Annotated in this window: 12 protein-coding genes; 7 read left to right on the top strand and 5 right to left on the bottom strand. The window is 68.0% G+C overall.

Annotation, left to right across the window (positions count from 1 at the left end; genetic code table 11):
* Positions 1–33 precede the first annotated feature (33 nt).
* A complete protein-coding gene (locus RMCN_RS20060; RefSeq protein ID WP_066810839.1) occupies positions 34–207 on the bottom strand; it encodes a DUF2613 domain-containing protein in 174 nt (57 codons plus the stop codon).
* A 108-nt stretch (positions 208–315) separates the two neighbouring features.
* On the opposite strand from RMCN_RS20060, the gene RMCN_RS20055 reads away from it, so the two are divergent.
* A complete protein-coding gene (locus RMCN_RS20055; protein ID WP_165604462.1) occupies positions 316–1,488 on the top strand; it encodes a glycoside hydrolase family 3 N-terminal domain-containing protein in 1,173 nt (390 codons plus the stop codon).
* 81 nt (positions 1,489–1,569) lie between these two features.
* The gene (locus tag RMCN_RS20050; protein WP_067392818.1) at positions 1,570–2,199 is read left to right on the top strand and encodes a TetR/AcrR family transcriptional regulator; all 630 of its coding nucleotides are present in this window, start codon (positions 1,570–1,572) and stop codon (positions 2,197–2,199) included.
* Between the two features lie 8 nt (positions 2,200–2,207).
* On the opposite strand, the gene RMCN_RS20045 is transcribed toward RMCN_RS20050, so the two are convergent.
* Positions 2,208–3,029 carry a MaoC/PaaZ C-terminal domain-containing protein gene (locus tag RMCN_RS20045; RefSeq protein ID WP_067393110.1) on the bottom strand — a complete coding sequence of 274 codons (822 nt, stop codon included), beginning with the start codon at positions 3,027–3,029 and terminating at the stop codon, positions 2,208–2,210.
* Positions 3,030–3,051: 22 nt separating this feature from the next.
* Positions 3,052–4,404 carry a 3-oxoacyl-ACP reductase gene (locus RMCN_RS20040; protein ID WP_067392815.1) on the bottom strand — a complete coding sequence of 451 codons (1,353 nt, stop codon included), beginning with the start codon at positions 4,402–4,404 and terminating at the stop codon, positions 3,052–3,054.
* A 46-nt stretch (positions 4,405–4,450) separates the two neighbouring features.
* Here RMCN_RS20040 and RMCN_RS20035 point away from each other — a divergent pair, with 46 nt between their 5' ends.
* Together RMCN_RS20035 and RMCN_RS20030 are read left to right on the top strand one after the other, a co-directional pair.
* Positions 4,451–5,749, top strand: coding sequence for an acetyl-CoA C-acetyltransferase (locus RMCN_RS20035; RefSeq protein ID WP_067392814.1), 1,299 nt, complete (start codon positions 4,451–4,453; stop codon positions 5,747–5,749).
* Between the two features lie 159 nt (positions 5,750–5,908).
* Complete coding sequence (locus tag RMCN_RS20030; protein ID WP_067392811.1) at positions 5,909–6,841, top strand: TIGR03564 family F420-dependent LLM class oxidoreductase; 933 nt, start codon at positions 5,909–5,911, stop codon at positions 6,839–6,841.
* Positions 6,842–7,072: 231 nt separating this feature from the next.
* Here the strand turns inward: RMCN_RS20030 and RMCN_RS20025 are convergent, their stop codons facing one another.
* Positions 7,073–8,908 carry an acyl-CoA dehydrogenase gene (locus RMCN_RS20025; protein WP_067392809.1) on the bottom strand — a complete coding sequence of 612 codons (1,836 nt, stop codon included), beginning with the start codon at positions 8,906–8,908 and terminating at the stop codon, positions 7,073–7,075.
* Positions 8,909–9,146: 238 nt separating this feature from the next.
* On the opposite strand from RMCN_RS20025, the gene RMCN_RS20020 reads away from it, so the two are divergent.
* Positions 9,147–10,229: an NAD(P)H-dependent amine dehydrogenase family protein gene (locus RMCN_RS20020; RefSeq protein ID WP_067392807.1), complete on the top strand. Its 1,083-nt coding sequence runs from the start codon at positions 9,147–9,149 to the stop codon at positions 10,227–10,229.
* A 23-nt stretch (positions 10,230–10,252) separates the two neighbouring features.
* Here the strand turns inward: RMCN_RS20020 and RMCN_RS20015 are convergent, their stop codons facing one another.
* Complete coding sequence (locus tag RMCN_RS20015; RefSeq protein ID WP_067393107.1) at positions 10,253–21,094, bottom strand: type I polyketide synthase; 10,842 nt, start codon at positions 21,092–21,094, stop codon at positions 10,253–10,255.
* Positions 21,095–21,273: 179 nt separating this feature from the next.
* Between RMCN_RS20015 and RMCN_RS20010 the strand changes: the two genes are divergently transcribed.
* Together RMCN_RS20010 and RMCN_RS20005 are read left to right on the top strand one after the other, a co-directional pair.
* A complete protein-coding gene (locus tag RMCN_RS20010; RefSeq protein WP_067393104.1) occupies positions 21,274–22,695 on the top strand; it encodes a condensation domain-containing protein in 1,422 nt (473 codons plus the stop codon).
* Between the two features lie 27 nt (positions 22,696–22,722).
* Positions 22,723–25,734: an MMPL/RND family transporter gene (locus RMCN_RS20005; protein ID WP_067392804.1), complete on the top strand. Its 3,012-nt coding sequence runs from the start codon at positions 22,723–22,725 to the stop codon at positions 25,732–25,734.
* Positions 25,735–25,739 lie beyond the last annotated feature (5 nt).

Below are 25,739 nucleotides of genomic sequence, written 5' to 3'. Positions count from 1 at the left end.
GAGAGCGGGGCCGTCTCGGAGGCGGCCCGGGAGTCAGCTGCGGTCGCCGTACTCGACCCTGTTGAGCACCGAAGACGCCGGATCGCCCGCTTGCAGAGGAGGCTTGTTGTCCTGCTGCACCATCAGCGTCACACCGAACACGGCTGCCGCACCCAACAGCAGACCGACCACGATGCTGGCGGCGGCGGGCACGAGGAACCGATCCATGCGGCAAAAGTAGCATGCGGTCCATGTGCGCAGCTGAAGGCATGTTCTCGCCGCACACGCCGACCACGAGATAGAACTGAGCCACCACAGCCGTTAGTGTCGAGGCCCATGGCCTTGCCCCGCGCATTGTGTGCCCTCGCCGCCGCTCCCGTATTGCTGATGGCGTGCTCGCCTGCCGCGCAGGAAGCCGCACCCTCACCGACGTCCGCGCCCATCACCAAGGCGGCGACCGCCGTGCCCGCGGCTCCCGCGCCGGGTGCTCCCGCCGCTCCTGCGTGTGGCGCCGGGGAGTCGCTGCTGGCGGCGATGTCGACCCGCGACAAGCTCGCCCAGCTGTTGATGGTCGGGGTCTCGAACGCGGGTGACGCGCGCGCGGTCGTGGACACCCACCACGTCGGCGGCATCTTCGTCGGTAGCTGGACCGACCTGTCGATGCTGTCCGACGGCTCACTGGCAGGCATCGCTGCATCGGCGAACCCGCTACCACTCGCGGTCAGCGTCGACGAGGAGGGCGGCCAGGTGTCGCGGTTGGCCGGGCTGATCGGCAGCCAACCGTCGCCCGCCTCGCTGGCGGCCAGCAGCACGCCCGACGAGGTGTACAACATCGCGCTGAAGCGGGGCCAGGCCATGCGCGGGCTCGGCATCACAATCGACTTCGCGCCGGTCGTCGACGTCGACGGGGGCGGCGCGATCGGTGACCGGTCGTTCGGCTCCGATCCGGCCGTCGTCACCGACTTCGCCGGCGCGTATGCCCGTGGCCTGCGCGACGGCGGTGTGATGCCGGTGCTCAAACACTTCCCCGGCCATGGGCGCGCCTCGGGCGACTCGCACACGGGCGGTGTCACGACGCCACCGCTCAGCGAATTGCAGAACACCGATCTGGTGCCGTACCGCACGCTGACCAGTCAGGCGCCGGTTGGAGTGATGGTCGGTCACCTGCAGGTGCCCGGCCTGACCGGCAGCGATCCAGCGAGCCTGAGCCCGGCGGCCTACGCGCTGCTGCGGTCGGGCAATTACGGCGGCCAACCGTTCAACGGCCCGGTGTTCACCGATGATTTGTCCGGTATGCGGGCCATCACCGACCGGTTTGGGGTCGCCGAGGCGGCGCTGCGGAGCCTGCAAGCGGGCGCCGACGTCGCGCTGTGGCTGAGTACCGGTGAGGTGCCCGCCGTGCTCGACCGGCTGGAGAAGGCGTTGGATGCCGGTGAGCTGTCGATGTCCAGCGTCGACGCCTCGGTGCTGCGGATCGCTGGGATGAAAGGCCCCAACCCGCGGTGCTAGTTCCCACCCGCCACCCCTGCTGATTCCCGCCCACGCCCGTCGCTGACGCCTGCCGGGCAGGCGATTGCTTACCCTGGTGGGATGGCCGGAGGTACCAAGCGGTTGCCGCGCGCGGTGCGCGAACAGCAGATGCTGGACGCCGCCGTGCAGATCTTCTCGGTCAACGGCTATCACGAGACGTCGATGGACGCGATCGCCGCCGAGGCGCAGATCTCCAAGCCGATGCTGTACCTGTACTACGGCTCCAAGGAAGAGTTGTTCGCGGCGTGCCTGGATCGTGAGCTGGCGCGGTTCGTTGACGAGGTCCGCAGCCAGATCGATTTCAAGCAGAGCCCGAAAGACCTGTTGCGCACCGCGGTCCTGGCCTTCCTGAACTACATCGACGCCAACCGGGCGTCGTGGATGGTGCTCTACAGCCAGGCCACCAGTTCGCAGGCGTTCGCCCACACCGTGCGTGAGGGTCGCGAACGCATCATCGACCTGGTGGGCAGGCTGCTGCGCTCGGGCACCCGAAACCCCGAGCCCGACACCGACTTCGACATGATGGCCGTCGCGCTGGTCGGTGCCGGTGAGGCGGTGGCGTCGCGGGTCAGCACCGGCGACGCCGGCGTCGACGAGGCCGCCGAGCTGATGATCAACCTGTTCTGGCGCGGCTTGAAGGGCACCCCGTCCGACCACCCCGTCGAGACTGCGGCCAAAACGGCGAACTAGCGCGCGCCCTACAGCGAGCGGACAGTCCCGAACAGATGCGGCTCGCGCTTCTTCATGTCGCGCAACGTCAGATCCCAGCCGTCGGACACCCGTTCGACGTACAGGCCCGCGTTCGCGGGCAGCACCACGGGCTTGGCGAACTTCACCGAGTACTTGACCGCATCGGGCAGCTGACCCTCGATGTTCGCCAGAACCGCTGCCGCGCTGAACATTCCGTGCGCGATGACGGTCGGGAAACCGAACAGCTTGGCCGCGATGGAGTTGGTGTGGATCGGGTTGTGGTCGCCGCCCACCGACGCGTAATGCCGGATCTGTCCTGGCGTGATGCGCAGCATCGCGTTCGGCGGACCGAGTTTCGGCGGCTTCTGCGGCGGCGGCTTCGGCTCGTCGGACAGGCTCGTGCGCTGCTGGTGCAGGAACGTCGTGATCTGGTGCCACGCCTGCTCGTTGCCGACGTTGACGTCGGTCACGATGTCGACCAGCAGGCCGCGCCGATGCTCGCGCAGGTTCTCCGCGTGCACCTTCACCGAGACGGAGTCGGTCACCGCGATCGGGTGGTACTGGGTGATGTGGTTCTCGATGTGCACCGAACCCATTGCCGCAAAGGGAAAGTCGAAGCCGGTGACCAACGACATCAGCGTCGGAAACGTCAACGCGAACGGATACGTCAGCGGCACCGTGTCCCCGAACTGCAGTCCGGTGACCGCCGCGTAGGCCGCCACGTTCTCGGGGTCGATCTTCAGGTCCTCGACGGTCAGCGTGCGGTCGGGCAGCGTCTCGCCGCGCGGCACGAACGGCAGGGCGCCCGCCGCCGCGCGCGCCAGGTTCATCAAGCCGGACGGTTGCGACACGTCACGCCCCCAACCACGCCTGGCCGCACACCCGCACCGTGTTACCCGTGACGGCGTTGGATGCGGGGCTCGCGAAGTAGGCGATGGTCTCGGCGACGTCGACCGGCTGGCCGCCCTGGTACAGCGAGTTGAGCCGCCGGCCCACCTCGCGGGTCGCCAGCGGAATCGCCTCGGTCATCTTGGTCTCGATGAAGCCTGGAGCCACCGCGTTGACGGTGACGCCCTTGTCTGCGTAGGCCTCCGACAGGCTGTCGGTCAGCCCGATCATGCCCGCCTTGGTCGCGGCGTAGTTGGTCTGCCCGCGGTTGCCCGCGATGCCGGCCATCGAGGACAGGCCGACGATGCGACCGCCCTCGCCCAGCACGCCGTTGTTCACCAGACCTTCGGCAAGGGCAAGCGGCGCAACCAGATTCACCGCGACGACCGAATCCCAGCGCCCCTCGTCCATGTTGGCGAGCAGCTTGTCGCGGGTGATGCCGGCGTTGTTGACCAGGATGTCGACGCGACCGTCATAGTGGTCTCGCACATGCTCGGTGATGCGGTCGACGGCGTCGTCGGCGGTCACGTCGAGGGCCAGCGCGGTCCCGCCGACCTTCGTGGCGGTCACGCCGAGCGCTTCCTGCGCTCCCTCGACGTCGATGCAGATCACCTTCGCCCCGTCGCGGGAGAACACCTCGGCGATCGTCGCGCCGATACCGCGGGCGGCGCCGGTGACGATCGCGACCTTGCCGTCCAGCGGGCGGTCCCAGTCGGCGGGCGGCGCCGCGTCGTCGGGGCCGATCCGGAACACCTGACCGTCGACGTAGGCCGACTTGCCCGACAGCAGGAACCGCATCGTCGACTCCAGACCCGTCGCGGCGGGCTTCGCGTCAGGGGACACATAGACCAGGTTCACCGTCGCACCGCGGCGCATCTCCTTGCCCAGCGAGCGGGTGAAGCCCTCGAGCGCACGCTGCGCGATGCGCTCGTGTTCGTTGCCGGCCTGCTCGGGTGTGGTGCCGATGACGACGACGCGACCGGAGGGCCCGAGGTTGCGCAGCAGGGGGGTGAAGAACTCGTAGAGGCCCTTCAGCCCGGTCGGTTCGGTGATGCCGGTGGCGTCGTAGACCAGCCCGCCGAAGGAGTCGGCCCAGCGCCCGCCGAGGTTGTCGGAGACGACGTCGTAGTCCTCGGCCAGTGCGGTGCGCAGCGGTTCGACGAGTCGGCCCTCACCGCCGATCAGCAGCGTGCCCGCCAGCGGCGGATCACCGGGCTTGTAGCGGCGCAGCGTCTCGGGCTGGGGGATGCCGAGTTGCTTGGCGAGGAACGATCCGGGCGCCGAGTGGACGATTTGCGAGTACAGATCGGATGCCATGAGGACGAACTTACTCCAGAGTAAGAAGGGTGGGTACTATGGGTGCATGCCTAGTGATACCCGCCGACGCGTCGCCATCATCGGTGGCAACCGAATTCCTTTCGCCCGCTCCGATGGCGCCTACGCCAGCGCGTCGAACCAGGACATGTTCACCGCCGCACTGAGCGGCCTCATCGAGCGCTTCAACCTCGAGGGGGAGACGCTCGGCGCGGTGATCGGCGGCGCCGTGCTCAAGCACAGCCGCGACTTCAACCTGATCCGCGAATGCGTGCTCGGCAGCGCGCTGTCGTCGTACACGCCGGCGTTCGACATTCAGCAGGCATGCGGCACCGGCCTGCAGGCGACCATCTCCGCGGCCGACGGCATCTCCGCGGGCCGCTACGAGGTCGCGGCCGCCGGTGGCGTTGACACCGCATCGGATGCGCCGATCGCGCTCGGCGACGATCTTCGCCGCACGCTGCTGGGGCTGCGTCGGGCGAAGTCGAACGTCGACCGGCTCAAGCTCGTCGGCAAGCTGCCCGCGTCGCTGGGCATCCAGATCCCGGTCAACAGCGAGCCCCGCACCGGCATGTCGATGGGTGAGCACGCCGCCGTCACCGCCAAGGAGATGGGCATCAAGCGCGTCGACCAGGACGAGCTGGCCGCCGCGAGCCACCGCAACATGACCGCCGCCTACGACCGCGGCTTCTTCGACGACCTGGTCACGCCGTTCCTGGGCGTGTACCGCGACAACAACCTGCGCGCCGATTCGTCCGCGGAGAAACTCGCCAAGCTCAAGCCGGTGTTCGGGGTCCGCAACGGCGACGCGACGATGACCGCGGGTAACTCCACGCCACTGACCGACGGCGCCTCGGTGTCCCTGCTGGCGACCGAGGAGTGGGCCACGGCGCATGGCATCGAACCGCTCGCCTACTTCGTCGACGCGGAGACCGCCGCAGTGGACTACGTCAACGGCAAGGACGGGTTGCTGATGGCGCCGACGTATGCGGTGCCGCGGTTGCTGGCCCGGAACGGCCTGAGCCTGCAGGACTTCGATTTCTACGAAATCCACGAGGCGTTCGCGTCGGTGGTGCTCGCGCACCTGCAGGCATGGGAGTCCGAGGAGTACTGCAAGGAACGCCTCGGCCTGGATGCCGCGCTCGGGTCGATCGACCGGTCGAAGCTCAACGTCAACGGGTCGTCGTTGGCCGCGGGCCATCCGTTCGCCGCGACCGGCGGGCGGATCGTGGCGCAGCTGGCCAAGCAGTTGGCCGAGAAGAAGAAGGAGACCGGTCAACCGGTGCGTGGGCTGATCTCGATCTGCGCGGCCGGCGGACAGGGCGTCGCGGCCATTCTGGAGGCCTGACCAGCCCGGCGGGTGAGGAAAAAAGAATACTGACGGCAGCGTGTAACGCCCCCCGCAACCGCGCCGATACACCGGATAGCTCCGTGCTGCCGTCTGACCCCCCGACCCGACGGCAGTACGGGGCTCTTAACGTTGTGGCGCCCATGCTTCGATGGTGCGATGCAGATCAGCGTCGCCCTCACCGGACTCATCACCGATGCCGACGGCCGGTCGCCGGTCGACGGCGTCATAACGAAGCTGACGTCGTTGCGCGACGAAGGATTCCGCAGGGTCTGGATGGCGCAGCTGCCCTACGACCCCGACCTGCTGACGATCCTGGCCGTTGCATTCCGCGAGATCGACACCATCGAGGTGGCGTCGGGGGTCATCCCCATCCAAATCCAGCATCCCACCCAGCTGGCGCAGCGTGCGCTCACGTTGAACGCCATCGCCGGCGGCCGCTTCACCCTCGGCATCGGACTGAGCCATCGCATGGTGACCGAAGGAGTGTGGGGCATCTCCTACGACAAGCCGGTGCGGCAGATGCGCGAATACCTCGACGCGCTGCTGCCCCTGCTGGCTGGTGAGCCCGCCGACGCCTCCGGCGAGTTCTGGACGACGCGCGGATCGCTGAAGGTGCCCGGCGCCCCGCGGCCCGACGTCTACCTCGCCGCGCTCGGCCCACAGATGCTGCGCCTCGCCGGACGCCGCAGCGCCGGAACGATGACGTGGATGACGGGTCCCAAGACCCTGGCCGACCACATCGTCCCGACCCTGCGCACGGCCGCCGCGGAAGCCGGCCGCGACGAGGGCTCGGTTCGGGTCGTGGCGTCGTTGCCGATCAGCGTCACCGACGACGTCGACGCCGCCCGGGCCAGAGCCGCCGACGAGTTCGCCATCTACGGACAGTTGCCGTCGTACCGCGCCATGCTCGACCGGGAGGGCTTCGCAGAACCCGCGGACGCCGCGATCATCGGCGACGAGGAAACGGTGTCACAGCGGCTCGACCAATTGGCCGCCGCCGGCGTCGACGAGTTCGTCGCCAGCGTCTTCGACTCCGACCCCGAGGCGCGTGCACGCACCCGGGCGCTGCTGCGAGCCAAGGGCGAGTGAGCAGAAAATTCGCCCTGGTGTGATCTAGAACACCGGCGTACGATCGGTCGCACGACGGGTTCGGGAGTGGCTTTTCCGAAGAGTCGGCAAGGGTTGAAAGCCGACCGCGCGAGACTGATGTGACGCACCTAGTTGCCCTCCCGAACCCGCCCTTTTATGTCTTGCCTCCATGCAAAACGCCCCCGGGAAGAGTCCGGGGGCGTTTTGTCTCAGCGATGCGGCTGAAGGCTCTTAGAAGGCCGCCTCGTCGAGTTCCATCACCTCGTTGTCGAGGTTCTCGATGATCTGACGCGTGCTGGTCAGCATCGGCAGGAAGTTCTTGGCGAAGAACGACGCCACCGCGACCTTGCCCTCGTAGAAGGCGCGGTCGTCACCGCTGACACCCGCGTCGAGCTTGTCGACGGCCACCGCGGCGTGCTGCTGCAGGAGCCAGCCGATGACCAGGTCGCCGACGCTCATCAGGAAGCGCACCGAGCCCAGGCCGACCTTGTACAGCTCGGTCGAGTTCTCCTGCGCCGCCATCAGATAGCCGGTGAGCGAGGCCGCCATCGCCTGGACGTCCTCCAGCGCAGTCGCCAGCAGCGCACGCTCGGCCTTGAGCCGGCCGTTGCCCGACTCGTTCTTGACGAACTGCTCGATCTGACCGGCCACGTGAGACAGCGCCACACCCTTGTCGCGGACGATCTTGCGGAAGAAGAAGTCCTGCGCCTGGATGGCCGTGGTGCCCTCGTAGAGCGAGTCGATCTTGGCGTCGCGGATGTACTGCTCGATCGGGTAGTCCTGCAGGAAGCCCGAACCACCGAGGGTCTGCAGGCTCTCGGTCAGCTTGGCGTAGGCCTGCTCGGAGCCGACACCCTTGACGATCGGCAGCAACAGGTCGTTGACCCGCGCCGCCAACTCGGCGTCCACCTCGTGCACGGCCTTGGCCACCGGGGCGTCCTGGTAGGTCGCCGTGTAGAGGTACAGCGCGCGCAGACCCTCGGCGTAGGCCTTCTGGGTCATCAGCGAACGACGCACGTCGGGGTGGTGCGTGATGGTCACGCGCGGAGCCGTCTTGTCGGTCATCTGCGTCATGTCGGCGCCCTGCACACGCTCCTTGGCGTACTCGAGCGCGTTGAGGTAGCCGGTCGACAGCGTGGCGATCGCCTTGGTGCCCACCATCATTCGAGCCTGCTCGATGACATCGAACATCTGCGCGATGCCGTCGTGCACCTCGCCGACCAGCCAGCCCACGGCCGGGGTGCCGTGCTGACCCAGGGACAGCTCACAGGTGGCCGAGACCTTCAGGCCCATCTTGTGCTCGACGTTGGTGACGAAGACACCGTTGCGCTCGCCGGGCTCACCGGTCTCCGGGTCGAAGTGGAACTTCGGCACGAAGAACAGCGACAGACCCTTGGTGCCCGGGCCGGCGCCCTCGGGGCGGGCCAGCACCAGGTGCATGATGTTCTCGAACAGGTCGTCGGAGTCGCCCGAGGTGATGAAGCGCTTGACGCCGTCGATGTGCCAGGTGCCGTCGGGCTGCTGAACGGCCTTGGTGCGGCCGGCGCCGACATCGGAGCCCGCATCGGGCTCGGTCAGCACCATCGTGGCGCCCCAACCGCGCTCGGCGGCAAGTACGGCCCACTTCTTCTGCTCGTCGGTGCCGTTGTTGTAGAAGATCTCGCACATGCCCGCGCCCATGGCGTACATGTAGGCCGCGGGGTTGGCGCCGAGAATGTGCTCGATCAGCGCCCACTGCAGCGCGCGGGGCATCGGCATGCCGCCGAGCTCCTCGGAGAGGCCGACCTTGTCCCAGCCACCCTCGAGCAGCGCGCGCATCGACTTCTTGAACGAGTCGGGCAGCGTCACCGAGTGGGTGTTGGGGTCGAACGTCGGCGGGTTGCGGTCGGCGTCGGCGAACGACTCGGCGATCGGACCCTCAGCCAACCGGGCGATCTCGCCGAGCATCTCGCGGGCGGTGTCCACGTCCAGTTCGGCGTAGTCACCCTCGCCAAGCGCCTTGTCAACGCCGAAGACCTCGAACAGGTTGAATACCTGGTCACGAACGTTGCTCTTATAGTGGCTCACAGTTCCTCCTCGGTGAGACGGCCACTGTTGGTTGGGTACTTGTTGCTTAAGTTACCCACCAGTAACTGTCCGAACTATACCCATCAGTAACTTCAACTCAAACCACCTCGAAACAATTTCCGGGGCCTAACTAACCGCCCGGTTGGTCGGGGAACCGAAATCCGCAGTTGACAGGTGTCTGAGCAGGCGCTGAGGCCCATTGTGAGAATCGTCACGCCGGCCCGGATAGGGTGTTGCGATGCTTCGCATCGCGGTCTGGGGGACGGGCAACATGGGGTCGGCGGCCATCCGTTCGGCGGTGGCTTTCCCGGGGTTGACACTCGCCGGCGTCATCACGTCATCGCCGGACAAAGCGGGTAGGGACGCCGCTGCGTTTGCCGCACTCGACGGGTCGACCGGCGTCACCGCCACCACCGACGTCGACGCTGCGCTCGCCGACTGCGATGCCGTCGCCTATATGGCCTCCGGAGACATCCGACCGGACGACGCCCTCGCCGACATCGAGCGTTGTCTGCGCGCGGGCAGGCATGTGGTGACGCCGTCGCTGTACTCGCTCTACGACCCGCGCTCGGCGCCACCCGAGTGGGTCGACCGGCTCACCCACGCCGCCGAAGAGGGCAACTGCACCCTGCTCGTCAGCGGCGTCGACCCGGGCTGGGGCAACGACGCGCTGGCGGTGATCGCCGCCGGACTGTGCACCAGGATCAACAGCATCCACTGCCAGGAGATCTTCGACTACTCCACCTACAACCAGCCGCATTCTGTGCGGGTGCTGTGTGGTTTTGGGGGGTCCATGGACGAGACCCCGATGATGTTGCTTCCGTCGATCCCGACCATGGTGTGGGGCGGCAACATCCGCTTGGTCGGCCGCACCCTCGGAATGGAGATCGACGAGATCGCCGAGGAGATCGAACGACGCCCGCTGGAGGAACCCGTCGAGACGGTGATGGGCCGGTTTGACAAGGGCACCCAGGGCGCGTTCTGGTTGAAGGTGATCGGAAAGTCGGGCGGACGTGAACGCATCGTCATCGACCACATCACCCGCATCCACTCGTCGTGCGCGCCGGACTGGCCGTATCCCGACGAGGGCGTCGGCGACCACCGCGTGATCATCGACGGCGATCCGCAGCTGACCATCACCACGCGCGCCGACGTGCCCGGCGGTACCCGCGCCGACGGCGGCAACACCACCGCGGCCAATCGGTTGCTCGGCGCCCTTGCCTGGCTCGTCGAGCAGAAACCCGGCATCTACGACGGGCTCGACGCACCGCTGCAGACGACGCTGCCGCCCGAGGTGCAGGCCCAGCGCTGGGCTCAATAGCCTCCTCGCGTGTCTCGGCGAGGTCAGCCGGCCTCCGAAACTTCCTGCTTCTCAGCGGGTTCCGTGGTCTCGGCGTCGGGCAGCTGTCCGACGAGGTACTCGGCCAGCCCGCCAATCGTCGGATAGTCGAACACCGCGGTCGCGTTGATGGTGAACGCGCCACCGAACTGGCTGTGCAACCGGTTGCGCAGCTCGATCGCCATCAACGAATCGGTTCCGAGGTCCAGGAAGCGGCTGGTCGCCGCGGGCGGCTGGGCCAACCGCAGGAAGCCCTGCACCTCGCGTTGCAGGAACTCGGTGACGAACGCCGCGCGTTGCGGCACCGGAATCTCTTGCAGCTGACGCAGTAATTCGCTGTCGCCGACGGTTTCGCCTTCGGGACGGGGCAGCACGAGGTCCAGGATCGGCGGCCGGGCCGCACCCAACAGCTTCGCGGCCCGTTGCCAGTTGGCCTTCACGACGGTCGCCTGGCCGGTGCCGTTCGCCACGACCTCGCTGAGCGCGTTGAGCGCGGCCGACGGCGGCAGCGGCACCAGGCCTTGGGCGTTGAGGTTGGCGCGCACGGCTTCCGACGACGCCATGCCGCCCTCGGCCCACGGCCCGAAGTTCACGGAGGTGGCCGGCAAGCCCTCGGCGCGGCGCCGCGCGACCAGGCCGTCCAGCAGCGCGTTGGCCGTCGCGTAGTTGGCCTGCCCAGGCGAGCCGAAAACACTCGACACCGACGAGGAGACGATGAAGAAGTCGAGATCGTCGGCCCGCGTCAATCGGTCCAGGTGGTATGCACCGAAGGCCTTGGGGCGCAATGTCGTCCGGAAGCGGTCGAGATCCTGCTGGGACAGCAGGGCATCGTCGAGCACCCCGGCCAGGTGTGCCACACCGGCCAGCGGCGGCAACTCCGCGCGGATCCGGTCCAGTAACCGTGCCACCTCGGCCTCTTCGCCGACGTCGGCGGCGAAGACGTGGATGCGGCACTTGTAGCGTTCGGTGATCTCGTCGATCGCGCGCTGCGCGTCCGCGCCGGGTTCGCGACGGCTGGTCAGCACGATGTCGCCGGCCCCGAGCTGCGCCAGGTACGCCGCGGTATGCAGACCGATCGCCCCGAGGCCGCCGGTGATCAGGTAGCTCCGATCGGGCCTGGGCTGCAACGGGTTCGGGATCTGAAGCACGATCTTGCCGATGTGGCGGGCCTGCTGCATGCGGCGGAACGCTGCCCTCGCCTCGGTGATCGGGTAGATCTCGGCCGGAAGCGGTGTCCACTCGCGGGTGGCCATCCCGTCCGAGACTTCGATCAACAATCGCTTGACGTGGTCAGGATTCTGCAAGGCGGTGAGATCCAATGCGATGATCTCGTAGGCGATATCGGGTCGGGCGGCAGCCATCTGCTCGGGTGTCCAGATGTCGCGCTTGGCGATCTCGGCGAAGCGACCGTTCTGGGCGGTGGCCCGTACGGTGGCTTCCACGAAACCCTCATTGGTAAGGCTGTTGAGTACGACGTCAACGCCCACACCATCGGTGTCGGCCAGGATCTGATCAGCGAAATCCGTTGTACGCGAATCGTAGACATACTTCACGCCCATCTTGCGCAGCGTTTCACGCTTGTACTTGCTGGCGGTTGCGAACACGATCGCGCCGTGCTGCTGCGCCATCTGGACCGCGTAGAGTCCGACGCCACCGCTGGCGGCGTGGATGAGAACGCGATCGCCGGCCTTCAACTGCGCCCAGTCGAACGCGAGCCGAACCGTCAGCGCCGCGGCGGGAATCGTCGCCGCCGCAACGGCGCCCAGTCCGTCCGGCACCGGCGCGACCAGCTGCGCGGGCACGTTGAAGCGGCTCGCGAACGCGCCTTGCATGAAGCCGTAGACGTGTTGGCCCACCTCGAGGCCGGTCACACCGTCGCCTACGTGTGTGACCACGCCGGCGAAGTCGCCACCGATCGGCCCCGGGTCGCCGGGGTACAGGCCGAGAACGTTGAGCACGTCGCGGAAATTCAGCCCAGCGGCCTGCACACGGACCTGCACGTAGCCCGCTGCCGGTGGGGACAGCTCGGTTTCGGATAGCCGCAGATTGTCGATCGCACCGCGTTCGGTGGGCGCGAGGACGTACTCCGAGGACCGCGGCACCGTGAGGTGGCCGCTTCGCGCCCAAGGCAACAGTCGGGACGCCAGTAACTTCCCTTGACGCAGAGCGAGTTCCGGTTCGCCTACCGGTGCCGCCAACAGACCGGTTACCGCGCGCACCGCTTCCGGCGTGCCGTCACAGTCGACGAGCGTGCAACGTAGCGCCGGCTCCTCGTTGATCGTGGTGCGCCCGAGCCCCCACAGTGCCGCCTGCGCCGGGTCGACGGGCTCACCGGATTCAGTGGCCACCGCTCGTTCGGTGACGATCCACAGACCGTTCGGCAATTTCGCCTCACCACGTGCAACGGTGTGCACCGCGTCGAGGAGGTCGGCGATGTCGGCTTCGACCCGGGCTGCCGCTTCGGTGTTCGACTCTCCCGGCCGCGGCGGGGTTGCCCGCCATACCGCACCGGAGAAGGGAATTCCGCGTCCGTGCGCGTCGGCCAACTGTCGGCCCAGCGGTTGCGCGTCGGTCCGCCGGTCGTAGGCGATGCAGCCGGGTAGCGCAGCGGCCAGCTCGTCGAATCCCGCGACCAGCCAGGTGCCTTCGGGTCCGGCCGCGTCGGTGTCGGGCAGCGGTACCTCATGCCAGCCCAGGGTGTACAGCAGCCGGGTGGCATCGCCGCCGAGGCCCCGCAGCAGCGCCTCACGAGGTGCGCGTTTGACGGTGAACTCCCTGATGCCGCCGAGCGGACGCCCGTCCCGGCTGACGAAGTCGAGGTCGAAAACATATGTTTCGCTGGTGATTTCACCTGTGCGCCACCGAGCGCGGCAGTAGAACCGGCGCGGCATCTTCTCACGAAGAGTCACCTGCCCGTACCGCAGCGGCAGGAACAGGTCGTTGACGCCTTGTTCGATCGCCAGCTCCGATGGGAACGCGGGGAAGGTGACGCCGGTGCACAGATCCATCAGCACCGGATGCATCGGCTCGTCGCCGAGTTGTTCGGTCAACTCTTCGCCGACGAACAGGTCGCCGATGGCCTCACCCTCGGTGAACCACAGCGATTTCAGGGAACCGGACCAGGTCGGTCCCCACGCCAGCTCCATGTCGGCGAAGGTCTCGAACAGATCCTGCGGGCGCATGCGGTTGCACCGCTCGATCGCCTCGTCGATCGGATCCTCCGACGCCGGATGGTCACCGACACCGCTCACGACCGTTCCGTCGGCGTTCAACGACCATTCGCCGCCGCGTTCCCCGAACGGGCGGCTGTGCACCTGGAAGCGCCATTCGTCACCATCTCCCTCCGGCCGCAAGGTCAGCTGGACCTCGCGAGAAGCCTTCTCGGGCAGGATGATCGGTTCGTAAAAGATGACGTCGCGCACCTGCGCCGGTGCGCCGACCGCCGCGAGCGCCATCGCCGCATACGTCGCCCCGGGGACGACGACGGTCCCGTAGATGACATGGTCGGCCAACCACGGCTGTGACCTCACTGACAGCCTGCTGGTGAAGACGGTGTCGCCCGAGGCGAGTTCCTTCGCGCTGCCGAGAAGCCCGGACGCAGCGGCGCTGCTGGCCCCTTCGACAGGGATGCCGGACGTCCTCGGCCAGAACCGACGCCGCTGGAATGGATAGGTCGGCAGTTCCAGGCGGCGACGCGGCTTGGGGTGCAACGCCGCGAAGTCCGGTCGCAGGCCACCGACATATGCCGCGGCCAGTGCGTCGGTGATCTGGCGCCGATCGGCGACGCCCTTGCGGAGCGAGACGATCGGACGTGGCGCGGCCACGTGCTCCGGCCACACCTGCACCGCGGCGCCGGTGAGTACCGGTTGCGGACCTATTTCGATCAGCACCGAGCATCCCAGCGCCGCCACCGTGCGCACGCTCTCGGCGAACTGCACCGGTTGGCGCGAATGGCGCCGCCAGTACTGGGCGTCCAAACTGGCGTGGCCGGTCAGCACGGCCCCGGTGCGATTGCACACCAGCGGGACGGTCGGCGCGACGAACTCGAATTGTGCTGCGTAAGACTCGAACTCGTCGAGTACCGGGTCCAACAGCTCGGAGTGGAAGGCATGGCTCGTTTCCAGAGCCGTGCAGCGGATACCCTCGCCGGTGAACCGGTCGACGATGTGTTCGACGTCGTCAGCGGGACCCGACACCACCGTGTTGGGGCCGTTGTACGCGGCGACCGACACCCGCGGGTACTCGCCGACGATGTCCTCGACCTGCTTGGCATCGGCGAACACCGCCGCCATCCGCCCGCCCTCGGGCAGGCTGCCGAACAACCGTCCGCGCTCGGCGATGAGCCGGGCGCCGTCCTCGAGGCTGAACACCCCTGCCACACATGCGGCTGCGTACTGGCCGACGCTGTGCCCCAGCACGACGTCGGGTTCGATGCCCCACGACTGCCACAGGCGGGCCAGGCCCATTTCGACGGCGAAGAGCGCGGGCTGCGCGTACGACGTGTGCCGTAGGGCGGACCCGGTTTCCCGGTCGGCGGCAAACAGCACCTCGAGCAGCGGCTTCGGCAGGAGCCCGTCGACCGCATCCGCGCAGCGCTTGACGGTGTCGGCGAAAACCGGCTCGCTGTCGAACAATTCACGCGCCATGCCGGGGTACTGGCTGCCCTGCCCGGTGAACAGCCACGCGGTGGTCGGCGCATCGGCGCACTCACCGCGGAGGACGCCGGGACGGCTTCGGTTGTCGGCCAGGTCGGTCAGCAGCTCACCGGCGCTCTGCACCGAGTCGACCACCAGTGCGCCCCGATGCTCGAAATGCGACCGGCCGACACCGGCCGTGTAGCACACGTCGGCGATGTCGACCTTGGGGTTCGTGTTCAGCCAGTCGCCGTATCGCTGCGCCGACGCCACCAGCGCCTCTGGCGACCGCGCCGACAACGGCAACACCTGAAGCGGCTCGCGGAGATCGGCCGGTTCGGCCGGAGGACCGTCCGACGAGTATTCGTCCGCGGTGGCCGACTGTGGCGCCTCTTCGACGATCACATGCGCGTTGGTGCCGGTGAAACCGAAGGAGCTCACGCCCGCCCGGCGCGGCCTGCCGTTGGTCTGCCACGGTCTGGCCTGGTCGACCACCCGAACCGGCAGGGCGTCCCAGGGGATGTGCGGGTTGGGCTCCTGGAAGTGCAGGCTTTGCGGGATCGCCTCGTTCTGCAAGGACAGCACGACCTTGATCAGGCCCGCGGCCCCCGACGCCGACTCGGTGTGCCCGATGTTCGTCTTCACCGAGCCCATCAGGAGTGGGCGGTCGGGATCGCGCGAGGCGCCGTAGACAGCCGCGGCCGCCTGCACCTCGATCGGATCGCCCAATGGCGTGCCGGTTCCGTGCGCCTCGAGGTAGTCGATGTCGGCACCGGTCAGGTTTGCGCGTGACAGCGCCATGCTGATAAGCCGTTGCTGCGCACCACCGTTGGGCACGGTCAGACCGCTCGAGGCACCGTCCTGGTTGACTGCGCTGCCGGGGATGACGGCGCAGATCCGGTCGCCGTCGCGGTCGGCGTCACTGAGCCTCTTGAGCACCAGCATGCCGCAGCCTTCGCTGCGCACGTAGCCGTCGGCGGAGGCGTCGAAGGTCTTGCACCGCCCGACCGGCGACAGCATCCGGGCACGGGACGCGGCGATCACCGTGACCGGGCTCAGCAGGACGTTCACCCCGCCGGCCAGGGCCATATCGCAGTCACCCGAGCGCAATGCCTGGACGGCCTGATGGACGGCCACCAACGCCGAACTGCACGCGGTGTCGACGGCCACGGCCGGTCCCTCCAGGCCGAGGGCGAAGGCGACCCGACCAGAGACCGCGTTCAGCGCATTACCGGTGATGAAGTAGGGCTCGATCTTGTCGACGGACTCCGACGAGAGCAGGTGCGCATACTCGTTGGCGGCGACCCCGGCGAAGATGCCGGTTCGGCTGCCTCGGAGGTTCGCGGGGGCGTAGCCCGCTCTCTCGAGGCCCTCCCACACGGTTTCGAGCATCAGCCGTTGCTGCGGCTCGATCCACACGGCCTCACGCGGCGAGATGCCGAAGAACTCGGGATCGAATCCGTCGATGCCGTCGAGGAATCCACCGAACCGTGTGTACGTCTTCCCCGCGGCTTCGGGGTCGGGGTCGTAGAACTCGTCGATGTCGAACCGGTCTTCTGGGACCTCCCGGATCGCGTCGATGCCACCGGACAACAGTTCCCAGAACGCCTCCGGATTCGAGGCGCCGGGGAAACGGCACGACACCGCGACGATCGCGATCGGCTCATCGGTGCGCGGCGGCGCAGTGACTTTCGCCGGCCGAGATTCCGGACGGGCCTGCTTGGTCAGCTCGAGTACCTCCCCGAGCAGGTAGTCAGCGGCGTCGGACAGTCGGGGGTGGTCCATGACCAGCGTGACGGGGATCTCTCTGCCGATGCCCTGTTCCAGCCGTCGGCGGAGTTCGACGGCCATCAGCGAGTCCATGCCCAGGTCGAAGAACCCCGCGTCCTCGCGTATTTCCGCGGCGTCGACGCGGGTCACCTCCGCGACCGCGTCGCGCAGGTAGTTGGTCATCAGCCGTTTACGTTGTTGCGCAGGAGCTTTGGTGAGCCGCTCGACGAGCTCGGTCGGACCCGACTGTGCCGACGGCGCGGCAGCGGTCGACGCGGCGGACGCCTCAGGCTCCAACTCGGCCAGGAACCCGCGGCGACCCGCCTGCTGGTAGAGCGGCAGGAACCGGGCCCAGTCGATCCGGGCCACCACCCCCTGTGCCGAGGATGCCGACACGACATCGGCCAGGCCGGTGAGCGCCTCGGCGGGGGAAAGCGTCTGAACCCCACGCTGTTCCAGGCGGGCACGCGATTCCGCGTCGGCCATGCCAGCCGACCACGGCCCGAAGTTGACGCTGACAGCGGGGACGCCCTGTTCACGCAGCCGCCAGGCGAGCCCGTCGAGGAATGCGTTGGCGGCGCCGTAGGCCGTCTGGCCGAAGCCGCCCCACACCGATGCGATGGAGGAGGTGGTGACGAAGAAGTCGAGGCCCAGGTCGGCGGCTGCCTCACTCAGATGCCATGCGCCCCAAACCTTCCCGGAGAAGACGCGGTCGACTTCGGCATCGTCGAGGCCGCCGAGCGGTGTGGTGCTGATGACACCGGCGGCATGGACGATCCCCGTCAGCGGCGGGAGCTCGGCGTCCACGGTGGCCAACAGGCGGGCGACGTCGTGCGCGTCGGCGACGTCGGCGGTGATGACACGCACATCGGCGCCGTGTTGTGCGGCCAGCGTGTCGATGCGCTGCCCGATCGCGTCGCTGGGTGTGTGCCGGCTGGTCAACACCAGGTGCTTGGCGCCGTGCGCGGCGAGATGGGCAGCGATCTCCAGCCCGATCGCGCCCAGCCCGCCGGTCACCAGATACGTTGCGTCGGAGCGCACGTGCAGTGATGCGGGCTGTTCCACCCGGCGAGTCAATCGAGGTACATAGGCGTCCGGCCCGCGCAGCGCGAGCTGATCGTCCCTGACGCCGGAACCTTCGGACGCGGTGATCCGGGCGAGCAGACCAGACCATTCCTCGGCGGTGCACTCCGCCAGGTCGGCCAAGCCGCCCCACACCTGCGGCAGCTCCAGCGACGCGGCTCGTCCGAAACCCCACAGGCAGCTTTGGTCGGGGACCATGCTGTCCGCCGCGGTGACCCGCTGTGCGCCGCGGGTGACGATCCAGACCGGCGCGCGCCGTTCGGCCGCGGCCGCGGCGCGAAGGAGCCGCCGCGTTCCGCCCAGCACGCGGTGCTGCATGCGCAACAACGACCGCATGGACGGTGCCGCGGGGGAGTCCAGCGCTGCGGCGTGCAGTATCCGCAGTGTCGGTGCGTCGGCACCCGCAGCGCGCAACGCATCCGTCAGCGCGGCCTCGTCGGCGTCGCTGGCCGGAAGACCGACGATCCGGAACTCCTCGCCCCGGGTCGTCAGCGCGTCGGTCAGCGGCCGGACGGTGTCGGGGTCATCGGCGACGACGATCCATTCGCATGCGGGAGCAGCCGTCGTTGGCGCCGCAGCGGCCCTGTCCCAACGGATCTCGTAGCGATCGGCCACCGGTTCAGCGGCGTGGTCCTGCGCCGGTCCGTCGCTGCGGGAGCGTTGCCCGGCGGGCTGCCGGTCGTCGCGGAACCAGTACTCGCGGTGTTCGAACGGATAGGTGGGCAGATCGACCTTCCGCACACCCGGTCGGCGCAGTGCATCGAACGCCGGTAGATGACCCAGCACATAGGCGTCGGCGAGCGCTTCGGAGATCTGCCGGTGGTCGGCAACGCCGGGCCGCAGGGACGCGATCGCTTTGGGCGCGGTGGCGGGGTCGGGCCATGCCGCCAACGCGGCGGCGGTGAGCACCGGCCGGGGTCCGATCTCGAGCAGCATCTTGCAGTTGATCTCGGCGAGCGTGCGCACGCTCTTGGCGAACTCCACCGGTTGACGCGCGTGCCGGCGCCAATAGGTTCCGTCGAGCTCGACACTCCTGCCGAGCGCGGCACCGGTGCGGTTGTCGATCAGGATCCGTTGTGGCGCAGCGAAACTGAACCGCTGCGCGTACGACTCGAACTCGTCGAGGATCGGGTCCAGCAACGCCGAGTGGAATGCATGGCTGGTCTCGAGCCACTCACACCGGACCCCGTCGGCCGACAGGCGCGCGACGGCCGCCTCCAGATCCGCTCCTGGCCCGGAAAGCACGGTGTTGGCGCCGTTGTAGGCCGCGACCGACAGGCTCGGGAAGTCGTCGGTCAGGTTCTCGACCCGCTCGCTCCCGGCGAACACCGCGGCCATCCGCCCGCCCGCGGGCAGGCTGCCGAACAGCCGCCCCCGCTCGGCGATCAGTCGCGCACCGTCCTCGAGGTCGAACACCCCCGCGACGCAGGCCGCCGCGTACTGGCCAACGCTGTGGCCCAGCACGACGTCGGGCTCGAAACCCCAAGACTGCCAAAGCCGGGCCAGTCCCATCTCCACCGCGAACAGGGCGGGCTGCGCGTACGACGTCTGCCGCAGCGTCTCGTCGGCCTGCGGGCCTTCGACATCGAAAATAACGTCGAGCAAAGGCTTTTCGAGCACATCGGCGACCGCCGCAGCGCACCGCCGCATGGTGTCGGCGAACACCGGCTCGGTGTCGAACAGCTCGCGGGCCATGCCGGGGTACTGGCTGCCCTGGCCGGTGAACAGCCACGCCGACTTCGGCGGCTCGTAGCATTCCCCGCGAACCAGGCCGGGCGCCGGACGGTCTTCGGCGAGCGCACCGAGAAGTTCGGTGGCCGAGTGGGCCGAGTTGATCACCAGCGCGGCGCGGTGCTCCAGGTGGGCGCGGCCTGCACCCGCCGTGAAGCACACATCGCTCAGCGCGGCATCGGGGTGTTCGGTCATCCAGGCGCGGTAGCGTTCGGCGGTCTGGCGCAGCGCGACCGGTGTGCGCCCCGACAGCGGGAGGACGCTGAACCGCGGCGCCGTCTGCACCGCTTCCGGCGCGGCGGCGGGCACCGCGGGCGCCTCTTCGAGGATGACGTGAGCGTTGGTGCCCGCGAATCCGAACGAGCTCACACCCGCGATCCGCGGGCGGTCGCCGCGCTTCCACGGGACCGTCTCGGTGACCACCTCGACCGGTAGCCGGTCCCACGGGATGTGCGGTGACGGGTTCTCGAAGTTGAGGTGCTTGGGCAGCGATTCGTGTTCGAGCGCCAGCACGACCTTGAGGACGCCCGCGATGCCCGCCGCCGCCTCCAGGTGACCGATGTTGGTCTTCGCCGAGCCGATCAGCAGCGGGCGGTCGGCGTCGCGCCCGGCGCCGAACGCCGCACCAGCCGCCTGCGCCTCGATCGGGTCGCCGAGCGAGGTGCCCGTGCCGTGCGCCTCCAGGTATCCGACGTCGCCGGGCCGCACGCCTGCGCGGACAAGTGCGTCGGTGATGACCCGCTGCTGCGCAACGCCGTTCGGCACCGTCAACCCGCCGGATGCGCCGTCCTGATTGACTGCGCTACCGCGGATCACGGCCCGGATCCGGTCGCCGTCGCGGACCGCGTCCTCGAGGCGTTTGACGGCGATGACGCCGCAGCCCTCACCGCGCACGTAGCCGTCGGCAGCCGCGTCGAAGGTCTTGCATCGGCCGTCGGGGGCGAGCATCCGGGCGTTGGAGAACGTGATCATCGTCGCGGGCGTCAACAGCACGTTCACCCCGCCCGCCAACGCGAGGTCGCATTCGCCCAGGCGCAGCGCCTGGCACGCCTGGTGAATGGCCACCAGCGACGAGCTGCACGCGGTGTCGACGGCCACGGCCGGACCCTGCAAGCCCAACCGGTAGCTGATGCGGCCCGCCGCTGCGGCGTTGGACGTCCCGATCGCCATGTAGGCCTCGATCTCGGAGTACGTCAGCTCGTCGGAGGCCATGCCGAGGTAGTCATGGGTCGACAGCCCCATGAACACGCCGGTGTTGGTCCCGGCCAGCGCCGTCGGCGCGATACCCGAGTGCTCGACCGCGCGCCACGCCGTCTCGAGCAGGAGCCGGTGCTGCGGGTCCATCATCCTGGCCTCGCGCGTGGACATCCCGAAGAACGGCGCGTCGAAGCCCGTCGCATCGTCGATGAAGCCCGCTCGGCGGGTCACCACCTTGCCCGGCGCCCCGGGTTCGGGGTCGAAGAAGTCGTCGGCGCTCCAGCGGTCGGCCGGCACCTCGGAGATCGCGTCGCGGCCATCGCGCAGCAGCTCCCAGAACTCGTCGGCGTCGCGTGCTCCGGGGAATCGTGCCGCGTATCCGACGATGGCGAAGCGGGGCGTCGGGTCGGTTCGCGGCTCAGCGGGTCCCATACCGTCCTTCCGTGCGTTGACGGTGACATTCACACTCTGGACTGCTGCAGTAGTAGCGTCCCGAGATCGGCGTCGACGAACACTATTGCACGTGCAACGATGGCGTGCGGTTCCCGCTTTCGGGATCCCACACGAGCGATGCCGGCTCCGGGTCGGCCGAGCTGGGAGGACGAGTCGGTTTGCGCATCGGCAAGATTACGGTTGGGGCGCTTGATGAATGGTCCCTCAAACCGGGTTCCGTCACGTCCTGGCATCCGACGCCCGCGGCCGCCGAAGCGGCGCGACGGGCGCCGGTCAGTTCGGTGCCGGTCAGCTATATGCAGCGTCAGCACCTCCGGAACTATTGCGAGCGGACCGCGGCGGGATTGAACTTCTCCCGGCAGATCATTGCGAGCTGCGAGGTCTCCGGCGAATGCGATATCGCGGCCATGGATCAGGCCGTGAATTCCTATCTGCGTCGGCACGACACATTTCGCAGCTGGTTCGAATACACCGATGACGGCGAATTCATCCGCCATGCGCTCGCGGATCCGTCCGCCATCGAATTCGTGCCGATCGACCACGGCAGGATGACGGCCGACGATATCCGCGATCACGTCGTCGGTATACCGAGCCCGTTGGAATGGGGCTGTTTTACCTTCGGAATCATCCAGCACGAGGACCATTTCACGTTCTTCGCGGCGATGGACCACATTCACGGCGACGCGACATTGATCGGTACGACGATGCTGGAAGCCAACGGGATGTATTCGGCGTTGAGCGGGGGCGGTGAGCCGCTCGAGCTGCCCGGGCCGGGAAGCTTCGACGAATTCTGTATCCGCGAGCGCGAACGCACATCCGAATTGACCCTTGATTCGCCCGAAGTTGCGGCATGGGTCGAATTCGCCGAAAGCAACGACGGCGGCTTTCCCGAATTCCCTCTGCCCCTTGGTAACCCGCGCGAGGCGACCAGCAGCGACATGACGTCGGAAGTGCTGATGACGCCCGCGCAGACGGAACGCTTCGAAGCCGCCTGCGCGGCGGCCGGCGCGCGCTTTGTCGGGGGACTGTTCGCCTGCCTCGCCCAGGTCGAACACGAACTGACCGGTGCGCTCACCTATTACGGCCTCACGCCGCGCGATTCCCGTGCGGCAACCGACAATTTCATGACCCAGGGCTGGTTCACCGGGCTCATCCCGATCACCGTGCCGATCGGAGCGGCCTCGTTCGCCGAGGCCGCGTGGTCGGCGCAGGCCTCGTTCGACTCGAATTTGAATATGGCCAAGGTGCCGTATTACCGCGTGCTGGAATTAGCGCCCTCGTTGAATTGGCCGCGACCGAATTTCCCCGTGTCCAATTTCTTCCATGCCGGGGCCGCACCGTTGAATGCGGTTCTGGCGGCTGCGGACATGGGGCTTGCGGACAATATCGGCATCTACCCCGACGGCCGATTCTCCTATCAGCTGACCGTCTACATATTCCGCTACGGTGAAGGCACGGTCATGGCGATTATGCATCCCGACAATGCGGTCGCCAGCAAATCCGTTGCACGCTATATGAACACGATGAGATCGGTGTGCGAACGCGTCGCCGACTCGGGGCAGTGGGGGCGCGTCGCATAGCGTGGGGCCGGTCGAATTGAGGACGATATGCGTCGGCTAGCCGATCTCGTGGTGCGGTGGCCGTGGGTGGTCATCGGCGTCTGGGTCGCGATGGTCGTCGCGCTGCCGCTGGCGGTGCCGTCGCTGGGCGAGATGGCCCAGAAGCATCCGCTGGCGATCCTGCCCGCCGACGCGCCGTCCAGCGTCACCGCCGCCAGGATGGCCGAGGCGTTCGGTGAGTCCGGCAACGACGACTTGCTGCTGGTGGCGCTGATCAACGAGAACGGGCTGACACCCGCCGACGAGGCCACCTACCGCAAGCTCGTCGACGCGCTGCGCGACAACGTCACCGATGTCGTATCGGTGCAGGACTTCATTGCCACACCACAGCTGCGACCGTTCTTGACCAGTCAAGACAAGACGACGTGGGTGTTGCCGGTCAGCCTCGAGGGGGAGCTGGGCACACCGCGGGCGTTCGACTCCTTCAACCGGGTATCGGACCTGATCGAGCAGAACGTCGCAGGAAGCTCCGCCACCGCGTACCTGACCGGGCCGGCGGCCACCGTCGCCGATCTCACCGTCGCCGGCGAGAACGATCGCCTGCCCATCGAGATCGCGATCGCGGTCATGGTCCTTTCAGTGCTGCTGCTGGTCTACCGCAACGTGGTCACGATGTTGCTGCCGCTGGTGACGATCGGATCGTCGCTGTTGATCGCGCAGGCCGTCGTCGCGGGGTTCTCCGAACTGACGGGCGCGGGCGTCTCCAACCAGTCCATCGTGTTCCTCAGCGCGATCATGGCCGGTGCCGGAACGGACTACGCCGTGTTCTTGATCAGCCGCTACCACGACTACGTGCGGTCGGGCGACGGCTGCGACCATGCGGTCAAGGCGGCGATGATCTCGATCGGCAAGGTCATCACCGCGTCCGCCGCCACGGTCGGCGTGACGTTCTTGCTGTTGAGCTTCGCGCAGATGGGGGTCTTCCGGACCGTCGGTGTGTCGTCGGCGATCGGCATCGGCATCGCCTACCTGGCGGGCGTGACCCTGCTCCCGGCGATCCTGGTGCTGGCCGGGCCGCGCGGCTGGGTGAAACCGCGGCGCGAACTGACCGCGCGGTTCTGGCGGCGGTCCGGTATCCGCATCGTGCGCAGGCCCGTGCCGCATCTGGTCGCCAGCCTGCTCGCGCTGGCGCTGCTGGCCGGCATCGCCGTGTTCGCCGACTACAACTACGACGACCGCAAGGTGTTGCCGGCGTCGTCGCCGAGTTCGGTCGGGTACGCCGCGCTGGAAAGCCACTTCCCGGTCAACCAGTCCATCCCCGAGTACATCCTGATCCAGTCCCCGCACGACCTGCGGACGCCGCGGGCCCTCGCCGATCTCGAGCAGATGGCGTCGCGCGTCGCGCAACTGGAAGACGTCGGCCTGGTCAGCGGTATCACCCGCCCGGTCGGCGAGGTGCCGATGGAGTTCCGGGCGACCTTCCAGGCGGGCATCGTGGGGGACCGCCTGGCGGACGGGTCCGCGCAGATAGGCCAACGCAGCGGGGATCTGAACAAACTCAGGGACGGGGCCGACACGCTCGCCGACAGCCTCGCCGACGTGCGTGGACAGATCGACGCGGTCGCGCCCAGCATCCAGAACCTCGTCGACACGTTCTCCTCGGCGCGCACCCAGTACGGCGGTGACAAGTTGGTGCGTGACGTCGAGACCGCGGCCAAGCTCGTCGCGAGCATCAACGCGCTGGGCAACTCGATGGGCGTCAACTTCCGCGCGGTCAAGGACCTGTTCGCATGGATCGGCCCGGTACTGACCGCGCTGCAAGGCAATGCGGTGTGCGACGCCAACCCGTCCTGCGTCGACACCCGAATGCAGTTCCAGCGGTTGGTCGCCGCGCGTGACGACGGGAGCCTCGACGAGATCAACGGTCTGGCGCAGGAACTCCAAGGTGTCGAGGACCGCCAGACCCTCAACGAGGCGGTGGCCAAACTCAACGCCGCGATGGCCAGCGTCGCCCGGGCGGTCAACACGATGGGGTTGGACCAACCCGGCGGAGTGCAGCGCGGTCTGACCGACCTGCAGCGCGGTGCGAACCGCCTCGCCACGGGCAGCCGGGAAGTGGCGGGCGGGGTGGACCAACTCGTCGAACAGGTCAAGGTGATCGCCGCCGGGCTGAACGAGGCGTCGACCTTCCTGCTGACCATGCGCAGCAACGCCTCGGATCCCTCGCAGGCCGGCTTCAACATCCCGCCGGAAGTGCTGAACCTGCAGGACTTCAAAAAGGCGGCCGCAGCCTACATTTCGGCAGACGGCCGGTCCGTGCGATACCTGGTCCAGACCAAGCTCAACCCGTTCAGCGCCGAGGCGATGGACCAGGTGAATCAGATCCACGACGTCGCCCGCGGCGCGCAACCGAACACCGCGCTGGCCGACGCGACGATCTCGATGGGCGGCTTCCCGGCGGCGCTGCGCGACACCCGCGACTACTACCAGCAGGACATCCGGTTCATCATCGCCGCGACCCTGATCGTCGTGCTGCTGACGTTGATGGTGCTGCTGCGTGCGATCATCGCGCCGCTCTACCTGGTGGGGTCTGTGGTGGTGTCGTACTTCGCGGCGCTGGGTATCGGGGTGCTCACGTTCCAGCTGCTCCTGGGCCAGGAATTGCATTGGAGCGTCCCACCTTTGGCGTTCGTGGTGCTGATCGCGGTGGGCGCCGACTACAACATGCTGTTCGTGTCCCGATTGCGCGACGAGTCGCCGCACAGCGTCCGCTACGGGGTGATCCGAACATTGGGGTCGACGGGCGGGGTCATCACCGCGGCCGGACTGATATTCGCCGCGTCGATGGCCGGCCTGCTGTTCTCCAGCATCGGGATCGTCATCCAGGGCGGTTTCGTGATCGGGGTCGGAATCCTGTTGGACACGTTCGTCGTTCGCACCATCACCGTGCCCGCGGTCGCAGCGCTGGTCGGGCGTGCGAACTGGTGGCCGTCACGAGTCGCGGGCGTGCGGCGCCCCGCGGCGATGTCGTCAAGCCGAGTGGAAGCGGATACCTCGTGAGCCCG

Origin of the sequence: Mycolicibacterium novocastrense (genome assembly GCF_001570485.1) — a bacterium.
GTDB classification, from domain to species: Bacteria; Actinomycetota; Actinomycetes; order Mycobacteriales; family Mycobacteriaceae; genus Mycobacterium; species Mycobacterium novocastrense.
Note: the sequence above shows the minus strand (reverse complement) of the source record. Positions and strands in the feature narration are given on the sequence as shown.